Origin of the sequence: Curtobacterium sp. MCLR17_039 (assembly GCF_003234745.1) — a bacterium.
Lineage (GTDB): Bacteria > Actinomycetota > Actinomycetes > Actinomycetales > Microbacteriaceae > Curtobacterium > Curtobacterium flaccumfaciens.
This window is the reverse complement of record NZ_QKTF01000001.1, coordinates 321,872-334,601: the sequence shown is the minus strand read 5'-3', so window position 1 is coordinate 334,601 and position 12,730 is coordinate 321,872. Positions and strand designations below refer to the sequence as shown.

11 protein-coding genes are annotated in these 12,730 nt (G+C 72.1%); 6 read left to right on the top strand and 5 right to left on the bottom strand.

Features of this window, described 5'->3' with window-relative positions:
- The first annotated feature begins 21 nt into the window (after positions 1 to 21).
- The 5 genes from DEJ00_RS01595 (at position 22) to DEJ00_RS01575 (ending at position 6,183) form a co-directional block, all read left to right on the top strand.
- Positions 22 to 2,058: an aldo/keto reductase gene (locus tag DEJ00_RS01595; RefSeq protein WP_111056218.1), complete on the top strand. Its 2,037-nt coding sequence runs from the start codon at positions 22 to 24 to the stop codon at positions 2,056 to 2,058.
- A complete protein-coding gene (locus tag DEJ00_RS01590) occupies positions 2,037 to 3,044 on the top strand; it encodes a LacI family DNA-binding transcriptional regulator (RefSeq protein WP_111056217.1) in 1,008 nt (335 codons plus the stop codon). The genes DEJ00_RS01595 and DEJ00_RS01590 overlap by 22 nt, the downstream gene beginning before the upstream one ends.
- 213 nt (positions 3,045 to 3,257) lie before the next feature.
- Positions 3,258 to 4,781, top strand: coding sequence for an MFS transporter (locus DEJ00_RS01585; protein WP_111056216.1), 1,524 nt, complete (start codon positions 3,258 to 3,260; stop codon positions 4,779 to 4,781).
- A 233-nt stretch (positions 4,782 to 5,014) separates the two neighbouring features.
- Entirely contained in the window at positions 5,015 to 5,524 is a 510-nt protein-coding gene (locus DEJ00_RS01580; RefSeq protein WP_027466322.1) for a flavin reductase family protein, read from the top strand.
- Positions 5,525 to 5,568: 44 nt separating this feature from the next.
- A complete protein-coding gene (locus DEJ00_RS01575) occupies positions 5,569 to 6,183 on the top strand; it encodes a superoxide dismutase (RefSeq protein ID WP_027466323.1) in 615 nt (204 codons plus the stop codon).
- A gap of 109 nt (positions 6,184 to 6,292) precedes the next feature.
- Here DEJ00_RS01575 and DEJ00_RS01570 read toward each other — a convergent pair whose 3' ends face one another.
- Entirely contained in the window at positions 6,293 to 6,916 is a 624-nt protein-coding gene (locus DEJ00_RS01570; protein WP_111056215.1) for a TetR/AcrR family transcriptional regulator, read from the bottom strand.
- A 157-nt stretch (positions 6,917 to 7,073) separates the two neighbouring features.
- On the opposite strand from DEJ00_RS01570, the gene DEJ00_RS01565 reads away from it, so the two are divergent.
- Positions 7,074 to 8,045, top strand: a complete 972-nt coding sequence (locus DEJ00_RS01565) for a carbohydrate kinase family protein (protein WP_175475035.1) — start codon at positions 7,074 to 7,076, stop codon at positions 8,043 to 8,045.
- Positions 8,046 to 8,102: 57 nt separating this feature from the next.
- Here DEJ00_RS01565 and DEJ00_RS01560 read toward each other — a convergent pair whose 3' ends face one another.
- The 4 genes from DEJ00_RS01560 to DEJ00_RS01545 form a co-directional block, all read right to left on the bottom strand.
- On the bottom strand, positions 8,103 to 9,575 hold the full coding sequence (locus tag DEJ00_RS01560) for a serine hydrolase (protein ID WP_181440056.1): 1,473 nt from the start codon (positions 9,573 to 9,575) through the stop codon (positions 8,103 to 8,105).
- On the bottom strand, positions 9,572 to 10,921 hold the full coding sequence (locus DEJ00_RS01555) for a deoxyribodipyrimidine photo-lyase (RefSeq protein WP_111056212.1): 1,350 nt from the start codon (positions 10,919 to 10,921) through the stop codon (positions 9,572 to 9,574). The genes DEJ00_RS01560 and DEJ00_RS01555 overlap by 4 nt, the downstream gene beginning before the upstream one ends.
- Positions 10,918 to 11,430, bottom strand: a complete 513-nt coding sequence (locus DEJ00_RS01550) for a MarR family winged helix-turn-helix transcriptional regulator (protein ID WP_027466327.1) — start codon at positions 11,428 to 11,430, stop codon at positions 10,918 to 10,920. Before DEJ00_RS01550 ends, DEJ00_RS01555 begins: the two co-directional genes overlap by 4 nt.
- A 258-nt stretch (positions 11,431 to 11,688) precedes the next feature.
- Positions 11,689 to 12,456, bottom strand: coding sequence for a winged helix-turn-helix domain-containing protein (locus DEJ00_RS01545; protein WP_111056211.1), 768 nt, complete (start codon positions 12,454 to 12,456; stop codon positions 11,689 to 11,691).
- Between the last annotated feature and the right edge of the window lie 274 nt (positions 12,457 to 12,730).

Here is a 12,730-nt window from a genome sequence, read left to right as displayed (position 1 = left end):
CACGAGACGACAAGGATCCGCATGTCAGCGCAGACGGCGAACACCGCCACCACCCCGACCTCGACCACCACCGACCGCCCCGGGTGGGCCGTCCTCGGCCCCGGCAGCATCGCCCGACGCTTCCTCTCGCAGCTGCCCGCCAGCGGGGGTGTCCTGGTCGCGGCCGGCAGTTCGTCCGCCGAGCGGGCGCAGGGCTTCGCCGACGAGGCCGCCGGGTTCGGGTTCGCGGACGTGACCGCCGGGACCTACGACGAGGTCCTCGCCGACCCGCGGGTGGACGCCGTCTACGTGTCGACCGTGCACACCGGGCACGCCCGACTCGTGCTCGCCGCACTCGAGGCCGGCAAGGCCGTCCTCTGCGAGAAGCCCCTCGCCGTGAACCACGGCACCGCGATGGCGCTCACCGACGCGGCACGCCAGGCCGGCCTGCCGCTCGTCGAGGCGTTCATGTACCGCTTCCACCCGCAGACCGCGGCGCTGCTCGAGCTGATCCGCGACGGCGTGATCGGCGACGTGACCCACGTCGACGCCTCGTTCGCCTTCCGGACGGGCGAGCGCACCGGTCGCCTGTTCGACGTCGACACCGCCGGCGGCGGGATCCTCGACGTCGGCGGGTACCCGGTGACGATGGCCGCGGCGATCGTGCAGGCCGCCACCGGGGTCGCCGTCGCCGAGCCGGTGGACCTCACCGCCACGGGCACGCTCGGGCCGACCGGGGTCGACGAGTGGACGGTCGCGCAGCTCACCTACAAGGGCGGGACCACGGCGACGGTCCGGACCGGCGTCTTCGTGCAGGACGACAACGCCGTGTCGGTGCACGGCTCGCGCGGTCGCATCGTGCTCACCGACCCGTGGACCCTCGGCGACGACCCCACCATCGAGATCCACACCGTCGACGAACCCCCTCGCTCGCTGTCGTTCGCGGGTGAGCACCCCTACGCCCGAGAAGCCGACGCCACCACCGACGCCCTGCGTGCCGGCGGGGTCGAAGCGGCGCAGATGACCATCGACGAGACCCTCGCCACGGCCCGCACGCTCGACAGGTGGCGCGCGGCGATCGGCCTGCGCTACCCCTTCGAGGCCGAGACCGCCGACATCCCGACGGTGTCCGGCCGACCGCTCACCGTGCAGGACGGCAGCCCGATGCGCTACGGCGAGGTGCCGGGCGTCGGCAAGCGGATGTCCCGCCTGGTGATGGGTGTCGACAACCAGCCCGACCTGGCACACGCCAGCGCGATCTTCGACCTGTTCGTCGAGCAGGGCGGCAACGTGTTCGACACCGGGTACATCTACGGCGGCGGGGTGCTCGAGGGCAGGCTCGGCAGGTGGATCCAGAACCGGGGGATCCGCGAGGACGTGGTCGTCATCACGAAGGGCGCCCACACCCCGCACTGTGACCCGGAGTCGATCACCCGGCAGCTGCTCGAGAGCCTCGAGCGCCAGGGCACCGACTACGCGGACATCTACATGATGCACCGCGACAACCCCGACATCCCGGTGGGGGAGTTCGTCGACGTGCTCGACGAGCACCGCCGAGCCGGGCGCATCCGCGTGTACGGCGGCTCGAACTGGACCCCCGCACGGTTCGACGAGGCGAACGCCTACGCACGGGCCAACGGCAAGCACGGGTTCGAGGTGCTCAGCAACCACTTCGGTCTCGCCGAGGCGTACGACGTGCCGTGGGACGGCTGCGAACACGCGACCGATGCGGCATCGAAGGCCTGGCTGGAGGAACGTCAGGTCCCGTTGCTGCCGTGGTCCTCGCAGGCCCGCGGGTTCTTCACCGGCCGTGCGACGCCCGAGGACACCAGCGACACCGAACTCGTCCGCTGCTACTACTCGGACGACAACTTCGAGCGGCTCCGGCGTGCGCGGGAGCTCGGCGAGCAGTTCGGCGTCCCCGCGACGGCGATCGCCCTGGCGTACGTGCTCAACCAGCCGTTCCCGACGTTCCCGCTCTTCGGACCCCGTACGATCGCGGAGGCCCGGTCGTCCATGACCGGCCTCTCCGTCGAACTCTCCCCGGAACAGGTGGCATGGCTGGACCTCCGCGCCTGACCCCGGGCGGCCGCGCGACGATCATCGACGTCGCCGCGGCCGCCGGGGTGTCCCGGCAGACCGTCACCCGCGCGATGAACGGCATGTCCGGCATCAGCGCGGCGACCAAGGACCGCGTGCTCCAGGCCGCGGCTGCGCTCGACTACCGTCCGTCACGGTTCGGCCGCGGGCTCGTCACGGGTGGCGACCACCAGCTCGGGCTCGTCGTCAACGACCTGCGGAACCCCTACGCACCGGCACTCGCCTCCGCGGTGCTCGGCCTGGCCGCCGCCCGCGGGTGGAACGTCATGCTCGCCGACGTCGGGCTCGCGAGCGACTCGGACCGGATGGTGGAGTCCCTCGGTGCCCAGACCGACGTCGTGATCGGCTACCTCGGGTCCCGTGCGCCGGAGTGGATCGAACGGCTCGGCTCGGTCCCGGTCGTCGAACTCGACCCCTCGGGGCCGGTGACCCGCGCCGCGGTCCGGATCGACCCGACCGCCGCGATCGAGGACCTCGCCGACCACCTCGTCGACGTCGGGGTGAAGCACCCCGTCGTGCTCGACGCGGCTGCCGACGGCGTGCCGAGCCAGCGCGGGGAGCACATGGTCGCGGCACTCCGGCGTCGCGGGTACCTGCCCGACCTCGTCGTCGCGTCCGCACCCACCGCCGAGGCCGGCGCCGGACAGACCGAGCGGATCCTCGCCGAGCACCGGCGGGTGGACGCGGTCCTGGCGTTCAACGACGTGCTGGCCCTCGGTGTGCTGTCGGCCTGCCGTCGTGCCGGCGTCGACGTCCCCGGTGACGTCCGCGTGGTCGGCGTCGACGGCCTGCCGCTCGGGACGCTCGTCGCACCGACACTCACCACGCTGGCCGTCGATCTCGACGAGGTCGCGGGTCAGGCCCTCGACCTGGCGCTCGGCATGCTCGCGGGCGAGCTGCCGCGCTCGGGCGAGGCCGTGGAGCGCACGGTGCGCCACCGGTTGCTGCTCCGCGAATCGGCGTAGGCCCGACGACGCGACCAGTGGACCGACGCAAGGCCCGTGGCGGGACCGCCACGGGCCTCCCGGCCGTCGTCAGTTGCATTTGCAACCAAAACCGTCCGGACGGTACACTAACGGAGTCCTGACGGGGCGCGTGTCCATCCCGCGTCCCGTCTCGTCTGCCCCACGTACCACCCGCCGTCGACCTGGTCCGGCTCGAAGTCCCAGGAGTCCGCCGTGTCCGCACTGCTCACCAGCCCCGTCGCCACCCGCGTCACCGGGAGCCGCGCCCGACGGTTCCTGGCGCTCGCCGTGCTCATGCTGCCGGTCCTGCTCATCTCGGTCGACAACACCATCCTGAGCTTCGCGCTGCCGTCGATCAGTCGCGCGCTGAACCCGGACGCCACCACGCAGCTCTGGATCGTGGACGCGTACCCGCTGGTGCTCGCCGGCCTGCTCGTCGTGATGGGCAGCATCGGTGACCGCATCGGCCGACGGCGGATCCTGGTGATCGGCGCGACCGGCTTCGCACTGTTCTCGGTGGCCGCGGCCTTCGCGACCGACGCCTGGATGCTCGTCGCTGCCCGGATCGCGATGGGCGTGTTCGGCGCGATGCTCATGCCCGCCACGCTCTCGATCATCCGCAACGTGTTCGTGGACGCGGGGGAGCGGCGGATGGCGCTCGCCGTCTGGTCGACGATGTTCGCCGCCGGCAACGCGCTCGGCCCGCTCGTCGGCGGCGCGCTGCTCGCGCACTTCCACTGGGGCAGCGTGTTCCTCGTCGCGGTGCCGATCCTCGTGCTCATGCTCGTCGGCGTGCCGTTCTGCGTGCCGGAGTCCCGCGACCCGATGCCCGGGCCGGTCGACCTGCCGAGCATGTTCCTGTCCCTCGGCGCGCTCGCACCCATCGCGTGGGCCATCAAGTCGGTCGTGCACCCCGAGGAGCGCGGCCTCGCGATCGCCATGCTCGCGGTCGGTGTCGTGTGCGGCATCGCGTTCGTCCGTCGGCAGCTGCGGTCCCGCACGCCGATGCTCGACCTGCGGCTGTTCCGCAGCACCGCCTTCACGGGCAGTGTGCTGATGAACCTGGCGGCGATGTTCTCGCTCACCGGTTTCCTGTTCTTCATCGCCCAGCACCTGCAGCTCGTGGCCGGGCTCGACCCGTTCGCATCCGGCGTCGTGCTCATCCCGGGATCGGTCCTGACCATCGTCGCCGGGCTCGCGGTCGTGCCGATCGTGGCGCGTGTCGCCCCGCGCTGGGTCGTGTCGGTCGCGCTGCTGTTCTCGGCGGCGGCGTACGCCCTCGTCGCGGTCCTCGGACACCACGCCTCCATCGCCGCCCTCGCGTTCGCGTTCGTGCTGCTCGGCATCGGGATCGGGGCGTCCGAGACGGTGACGAACGACCTCATCATCTCGACGGCTCCGGCGGACAAGGCGGGTGCGGCGTCGGCGATGTCGGAGACGGCGTACGAGATCGGGGCCGTGCTCGGGACCGCGGTGCTCGGGACGATCCTGGCGACGACCTACCGGGCGCACGTCGTGGTGCCCGACGGGCTGTCCTCGTCGGCGCACGTCGCGGCGCAGGAGACCCTCGGGGGCGCGGTCGCCGCGGCGGGGCAGCTCGGCGGCAGCGCCGGGCAGGTGCTGCTCGAGTCGGCGCGGGCGGCCTTCGACTCCGGCGTGACGATCACGGCGGGCGTCGCCGCGGTGCTCATGGTGGTGGCGGCCGCGGGTGCGCTCGTCATGCTCAAGCGCCGCTGAGCGGCCGCGCTGCACTGCGGGCGCGAGCTGCGCTTCGTGAGCTGCGCTTCGTGAGCAGGAATGGTCGGGTCGCCGTGCGTGACCCGACCATTCCTGCTCACGAAGTGCCACCGCGGCGCGCCCGGCCGCGCCCGAACCTGTGAATCGTTGACCTCAACCAGGGTTCAGGTCATACGTTGGGTGACAGCCGCCGAGTGACGGCAGCCCCTCCCGAAGGAACGACCACGATCACCATGCCCGACGAAGCACCGGCAACCATCGCCGACGCGTACAAGTCCGCCTTCCGCGGGCACCCTGCCGGCGTCGCCGTCATCACGGCCGAAGGCCCGGACGGACCGACCGGCCTCACCGCCTCGAGCGTCGCGAGCGTGGCCGTCGACCCGCCCGTGCTGGTCTTCTCGCTCTCGACGAACTCCGGCTCGGCCGGGGTCGTGCTCGGTGCGCCGTTGTTCGTCGTGCACCTGGTCGACTCCCTCGGGGTCGCACTCGCCAAGCGCTTCGCGTCGACCGGCAGCCCGGCCGCCGACGACCCGATCTGGGGCACCCTGCCGTCCGGCGACCGCTACCTGCCGAGTGCGGCGAGTGCGCTCCGCTGCCGACCGCTGTCGACGACGCCCATCGGCAGCTCGACCGTCGTCGTGGCCGAGGTGCTCGACATCATCGTCGGTGCCGACCGCGGCGAGCCGCTGGTCTACCACAACCGGGAATTCCACTCCCTCACCGATCGTTCCCGGCTCTCGTGAGCCGCGGAGCCGCGTCCACAACCCACTGATCGAAAGGACCTCACATGGCTGAGTACACCCTGCCGGAACTGCCGTACGACTACGCCGCGCTCGAGCCGCACATCAGCGGCAAGATCATGCAGCTGCACCACGACAAGCACCACCAGGCCTACGTGACCGGTGCCAACACCGCGCTCCAGCAGCTCGGCGAGGCCCGTGAGTCCGGCAACTTCGGCGCGATCAACAAGCTCGAGAAGGACCTCGCGTTCCACCTCGGTGGCCACGTGAACCACTCGATCTTCTGGACCAACCTCGGCCCGGACACGAAGGTCCCCGAGGGCGAGCTCGCCGCGGCGATCGACGAGTTCTTCGGTTCGTTCGAGAAGTTCCAGGCGCAGTTCGCCGCCGTCGCGAACGGCATCCAGGGCTCCGGCTGGTCCGTGCTGGCCTGGGACACCGTGGGCCAGAAGCTCACCACGTTCCAGCTCTTCGACCAGCAGGGCAACATCCCGTTCGGTCTCGTCCCGATCTTCATGCTCGACATGTGGGAGCACGCCTTCTACCTCGACTACCTGAACGTCAAGGCGGACTACGTCAAGGCCGTCTGGAACATCGTCGACTGGGAGAACGTCGCCGCTCGTTTCGAGAACGCGAAGTCGCAGCGGTTCGTCACGCTCTGATCCGCGTCGGCGGGTCACCACGGTGACCACCTGACGAACGGGAGGCACGGTGCCAGCTGGCACCGTGCCTCCCGTTCGTGGTCCGGGTTCCGTTCCGGACCGCACGCGGTCACCGGGTCCGCGACCGGTCCTCGGACGCGGGCACGGTCGCGCGCAGCGCGCGGTCGGCGCCGGTCGTGCTCGAAGCCAGGTCGTGGGCGATGCGACGCAGTGCGGCGTCGGCCTCGGTGTGCGCGCGGTCGACGAGCGCGCTCCACTGGGCTCCGCGGGCGGCCATCACCGTGTCCTGGGCCGCACGTTCGGCGAGGACGGGGTCGGCGCCGTGCGCCCGGCACCACGCCCGGATGGCCGCCACGTGGCAGCGGTGTGCACGGCGCTGGCGGTCCCGCCCGTCGAGGGACTCGACCGAACCGAGTTCGAAGGTGAGTCGCGCGGCCAACGCGCGGCGTGGGTCGTCGAGCCCGCCGAAGGCCGCGACCAGGTGATCGGCGAGGGCGTCCGCATCGGCGTCGGGGTCGAGCGTCGCCACCGGACGTGCGGCCGCCAGGTGTTCGACGACGGAGTCGATCAGGGCTTCGCGTGAGCCGAAGTGGTAGACGACGGGGTAGGCGCTCGTCCCGAGCACGCGGCCGAGGCCCCGGACCGTGACGTCCTCGATCTTGGTCTCGACGAAGTGGTCGACGACCTTCTCGAGGATCGCGGGTTTGCGGGTGGGGTCGGGCTTCCTGGGCATGGCATCTCCGTCGTCGGGGCGGTGGTCGCGCGACCGCCCACATACTAGCAGGCGGTATTTCAGTGGCACCATGGTCGCCGTGTGTGATCCCTCCTGGAAACCTCCGTTTTCACCGATAGAAACGGAGAAAAACTCGGCTACGGGTACACTGTTTCGGATGTCCATGCCGTACGAGGGCGCTCCGCCGCCGTCCCGGCCCGAGGGGACCCGCGCCGGACGGGTGGTCACGGGCCGTCGTCGTGGCGCCGGAAAACGCTTCCTGGTCGTCGGCGACGTCCTGGACGGTGTCCTCGTGCACACCACCGCACACCGGATCGGGGTGCACGACCCCGCTGCGGAGATCCGCCACCGTCCGACCGGCGCCGGTGGCAACACGGCCACCTGGCTCGGCTGGCTCGGGGCCGAGGTCGACGTCGTCGCCCGGGTCGGGGTCGACGACGTCTACCGCCACGAACGCGCGCTCGAGGACGCCGGGGTCCGCGCCCACCTGCGCTACGACGCGATGACGTCCACCGGGGTCGTCGTCTCGGTCCGCAACGGCCACGGTCGCACCGCGATGTCCGACCCGGCCGCGAGCGGGAAGATCAGTGCCGCCGACGTCCCGCCGTCGGTGGTCGCCCGTGCCGACATCGTGCACCTGACCGGGGCCGCCATGCTCGGCGGCGGGGCCGACCGGCTCGCCGACCTGGTGGCGTGCGCCCGGACGGGGCCGGCGCGCGTGGCGGTGGACCCCTCGTCGGTGGCGGTGATCGAGACGATCGGTGCCGACCGGTTCCTGCAGGCCCTACGGGGCGTCGACGTGCTCTTCCCCGACCAGCACGAGGCGCTCGCCCTCGGCGGGGGCGACGACCTCGACGCCGCGGTGCGGCGGTTGACGGAGCACGTCCCACTGGTCGTCGTCACGGCGGGGGCCGACGGCGCGCTCATCGGACGCCGTGGCCGCAGCGTCCACCGGGTCCCCGCGACACCGGCGACCGTCGTCGACACCATCGGCGCCGGGGACGCCTTCGTCGCCGGGTTCGTCCGTGCGTGGGCGACGGATCCGGTCCGCGTCGGTGCGGCAGCCCGCGAGGGCACCCGGGTCGCCGCGCGGGCACTCGGCTTCGTGGGCGGTCGACCGCCGGTCTGAGCCGACGGGTTCTCGGTCGGCACCCCCGGGTCAGGGCTCCGTCGGGTCAGTGCCCGGTCAGCGCTCCGACGGTTCGGGGACGACGTTCAGGGTCTGGACGCGCCCCGCGGCGGCGGGCGCGAGCCGGATCTCGACGCGCAGTCGCCCGCAGGTGCCGGGGAGCCACCAGCGCAGGTGCGACGGTGCCGCCGAGTACTCGGACACCGGTGCGGCACCGAGGTCGGCGCCGACGTCCGCGACGGCCTGCGCCGCCGCCCGCCGTCGGCGGTCGTAGGGCACGTCCATGGCCACGTTCGGTGTGCAGATGGCGTCCGCCAGGTCGTCGCGCCAGTCGGCCAGGAGGCGCGTCACGGCGGCCTGGGCGGCTCGCGTCGCGCGGGTGGTCGCCGCCACCCCGCTGGTCGCTCCGGCCACGTCGGTGCCGGCTTCCGCCGGGTCGGGTGCCCGGGCCGTCAGTGCCGCGTCGAGCACGAGGTCGTGCGCCTGCTGCGCGGCCGCGGAGACCTTGGCCTGCGTCGCGTTCTCGAACGCGACGACCCCGAGGCCGTCGCGCACGGACCACCGCATGTGCGCGGAGAAGCCCGGGTAGCCGCCGGAGTGCGAGACGAGCTCGCCGAAGCGGTCGTCCTGCTCGACGAACAGCCCGAAGCCGTACGCCGTCGCGCGGGCCGAACCCGGGACGACGGACGACGGGACGACCCGCATCGCCTGCTGCATGAGCCGGCGATCGGCGGGGGAGACCGGGCCGGGTTCCGGCGCTGCGGAGAACGCCGAACCGAGGTGCGTCGCCCAGCGCGCCAGGTCGCGGACGGTCGAGAAGAGCCCGCCGATCGACGAGAACGCGCCGGGGCCCGTCATCGGCAGGGGTTCCCAGTCGCCCTCGTGTCCGCGGACACCGGTGACGACGAACCCGGTGGACTCGTCGGCGCTGAACACCGTGTCGGTGAGCCCGAGGGGACGGAGCACGGTCTCTTCGGCGGCCACGGTGAACGGCCGCCCCGTCATGACGGCGACGACCCGGCCGAGCAGCGCGTAGCCGAGGTTCGAGTAGGCGAAGCGGGTGCCGGGCAGCGAGTCGAACAGCAGGCCGCCGCGCAGGACCTCGTCGAGCTCGGCGTCCGAGATCGACTCCTGCCGGTCGGCCCAGGGGTCGTCGGTGGGGAAGCCCGCCGACATCGTCAGCAGCATCCGCACCGTGGGGACGGGGGAGTCCGGGGTCGGCAGGGTGACGGCGCCGAACGCCGGCACGAAGTCCGTGATGGGCGCGTCGAGGTCGAGCGCACCCCGTGCGACGAGGGTCAGCAGGGTCGCGGCGGTGACGCTCTTGGTGCAGGAGGCGATGCGGTAGACGGTGTCGGCGTCCGGCCGCCGGCCGTCCCCGCGGTCGCCGTGCCCACCGGACGCGACGAGCCCGGAGCGGTCGAACACGCCCCACACGCTGCTCGGCGCGATGCCCTGTTCGACACGAGCACGGAACAGCTCGTCGACCTGGTCGACGACGGTGGCGACCGCGGGGTGCGACCCGGTCACGATCGCCGCATCCGTTCGTAGGCGTCGAGCGCCCGCTGCCGCGACGCCTTCAGGTCGACCATCGGCTCGGGGCGCAGCTCGTCGGCGGGGACCCAGCGGTGGACGTACTCGCGGTGCGGGTCGAAGCGCTCGAGTTGCCGGTCCGGGTTGAAGACCCGGAAGTACGGGGCGGCGTCGAAGCCGGAGCCCGCGACCCACTGCCAGTTCGCCGCGTTGTTGGCGGGGTCGGCGTCGACCAGGGTGTCCCAGAACCACTGTTCCCCGACGCGCCAGTCGACGAGCAGGTTCTTCACGAGGAAGCTCCCGGCCGCCAATCGCACCCGGTTGTGCATGGCGCCGCTGTGCCAGAGCTCGCGCATGCCCGCGTCGACCAGGTCGAAGCCGGTCAGGCCCTGCCGCCAGCGGTCGAGCTCGGACGCTTCCGGGTCACGCCACGGGAACGCGTCGAAGGTCCGACGGACGTTGACGGTGGCGATGTCGTCACAGTGGAAGTACTCGTTCCAGTTGAACTCCCGCCATGCCAGCTGCCGGAGGAACGCGGCGGCGTTCTGGCGCTGCGCGGGCTCGAGCCGCTCGTGCAGGCGGTGCCAGACCTGGTACGGGCTGATCTCGCCCCACCGCAGGAACGGCGAGAGGCTGCTGGTGGCTTCCATCGCGGGCTCGTCGCGCTGGTCGTAGTCCTCGAGCGCGTGCTCGACGAAGTGCTCGAGCTGCTGCTGGGCGCCGTGCTCACCCGGGGTCCAGGCGTCGCGGAGCCCGCCGGCCCAGTCGGGCTTCGTCGGCAGCAGTGCCCAGTCGGCCAGGGCATCACCGGTGACGTCGGCCGCAGCGGGCAGGTCGTCGGGGTCGGGCAGGGGGTGGCGCGGTTCGGGCAGAGCCTGGACGGCGTTCCAGAACGGGGTGAAGACCTTGTACGGCTCGCCCTGCCCGGTGAGCACGGTCCACGGTTCCCAGAGCAGGTTCGCGGCGAAGCTGTGCGCCTCGACGCCACGGTCGTGCAGGGCCGCCTTGATGCCGGCGTCGATGTCCCGCTCGACGGCGCCGTACCGACGGTTCCAGTACACGGCGTCCGCCCCGGTGTCGGCGACGAGCTGGTCGATGACCGTCGCCGCGGCACCGCGTCGGAGGACCAGCCGGGAACCGCGCTCGCGCAGGTCGGCGTCGAGGGCGGTCAGCGATCGGTGCAGCCACCAGCGGCTCGCGGCGCCGATCGGCCGGAGCCCCGGGGACTGCTCGTCGAGGACGACCACCACGGTGACGTCGCCTCCGTGGTCGATCGCCGCACGGATCGCGGGGTTGTCCGACAGCCGCAGGTCGTCACGGAGCCAGACGATCGCGCCGGTCACACCGTCGCCGCATCCGGAGCGGCCACCGGGCGGGTCGTCGACCGCCGGCCCGGTGCGGTGCCGACCGCCAGCCGGAGCTTCGTGCAGAGTTCGGTGAGGGTGCGCAGTTCGGGGTCGGACAGACCGGCACCGACCTGCTGCGCGATGCTCGCCGCGTGCTGCACGGCGACCTGCCGGTAGACGTCGAAGCCGTGCGGGGTCAGCGCCACGATCACACCGCGGGCGTCGGTGGGGTCCGGCTGCTTCTCGACGATGCCGCGGGCGAGGAGTCGGTCGACCAGGCGGCTGACGCTCGGCTGGGTGAGGAGCAGGTGCCCGGTGAGGTCGCGCATCCGGCAGCGGCGGCCGGGCTGGGTCGACAGGTTGAAGCAGACGTCGTACTCGTTGAACGAGATCTCGTCGCCGGGGAAGTCCGCGTTGAGACTCCGCATCACGGCGACCTGGGCGCGGAAGAGCGCTTCCCAGGCGGCGACGGCGGTCGCCTTCTCACTGCGGCGTGTCTCGCTCACGTTCGCGTTCCCTCCGGTCGTACGGTCTGACCACACTACCGACGGGGTCCGACAGGAACCGGGCGACATGCACGAGGGCCGGCCGCCTGTCGGCGACCGGCCCTCTCCCTTGCACCAAGAGTTTCCTGCAATCACATTCCGCAGGCGGTGCCACAGCAAACACCGTCTGCACCACCGACTGTATAACGAAGCGGTAACGGCGCGCCAGCCTCTCCGTGGCCGGTTCGCTGCGAGTTCACCAAGAGCAGTCGATCAGGCTCAGAAGAGGTCGGGCGACGGGGTCGACGCGTACCGCACGGCGACGTCCGCGTGGCGGTCGAAGCGGTAACCGACGCCACGCACGGTGCGGACGATCTCCTCGAACGCGCCGAGCTTGGAGCGGAGCCGACGCACGTGCACGTCGATGGTGCGCTCGTTCGGGGTCTCGTCCTCGCCGTCCGACCAGAGGCCCTCGATGATCGCGGAACGGTCGACGGTCTGGCCCTCGCGGAGGACCAGGAACTGCAGGAGTTCGAACTCCTTGTAGGTCAGGGGTGCCGCTTCGCCGTCGAGGGTCACGCGCTTCCGCGAGATGTCGATGACGACACCGGTCTCCTCGGGCTCGGGCTTCTCGGCCTGCTTGCGGGCGGCCACCGCGGAGCGGTCCTGCAGGGCGAGCCGGACGACGTCGACGTCACGGCCACCGGAGTGCTCGGCGGCGACGGCGACGGCCGCGTAGGTCTCGGACGACGGGACGAGCTGCGCGGTGAGGGCCTTCAGCTGCTCGACCACCGCGGCCAGGGTCGTGCCGGCGGCTGCGGCCTTCGCTTCGTCGATGCCGACGTACAGGGCGAAGCCGCGGGCCTCGGTGCCCTCGGGGAGCGCGCGGTTCCGCTGCGGTGCGACCACGGGGCTCGTCGGCACGGTGGTCGGTCCGGTGGCTGCCGGGGAAGCCGGGCGCGGGCGGATCGGCGTCACGGTGCCGAGGTCGGTCGGGGCCGGTGCGGTGCGGAGTGCGGTGCGGGGCTGGGTGATGGTGAGCGACATGGTGGTTCTCCGGGCGGTGTGGCCGGTGCGCGGGTGGCGCGGCGGCCGGTGTCGAATGCGTCATCCCGGGTACGGCGGTACGCCGATGTGCCCTGCGGTCCTGCTGCGGACCGGGGCCGACCCGGGGGAACGGGAGACAGACCTCGTGACGTGGTGCGCGTCGCCGACGGTGTCCGTCACCCGGGGATCACGCGCTCGCGACGGGGGTGGTGTCGCGGGGGATCCGGCTGGAACGGGTGCCGATCAGGCACACATTCGACAACGCATGACCGGC

Coding starts and splice junctions, on each gene's coding strand:
- DEJ00_RS01595 (WP_111056218.1), top strand. CDS start 22: ATGTCAGCGCAGACGGCGAACACCGCCACCACCCCGACCTCGACCACC.
- DEJ00_RS01580 (WP_027466322.1), top strand. CDS start 5,015: ATGCCCGACGAAGCACCGGCAACCATCGCCGACGCGTACAAGTCCGCC.
- DEJ00_RS01570 (WP_111056215.1), bottom strand. CDS start 6,916: ATGCCCAGGAAGCCCGACCCCACCCGCAAACCCGCGATCCTCGAGAAG.
- DEJ00_RS01565 (WP_175475035.1), top strand. CDS start 7,074: ATGTCCATGCCGTACGAGGGCGCTCCGCCGCCGTCCCGGCCCGAGGGG.
- DEJ00_RS01545 (WP_111056211.1), bottom strand. CDS start 12,456: ATGTCGCTCACCATCACCCAGCCCCGCACCGCACTCCGCACCGCACCG.
- DEJ00_RS01575 (WP_027466323.1), top strand. CDS start 5,569: ATGGCTGAGTACACCCTGCCGGAACTGCCGTACGACTACGCCGCGCTC.
- DEJ00_RS01590 (WP_111056217.1), top strand. CDS start 2,037: ATGGCTGGACCTCCGCGCCTGACCCCGGGCGGCCGCGCGACGATCATC.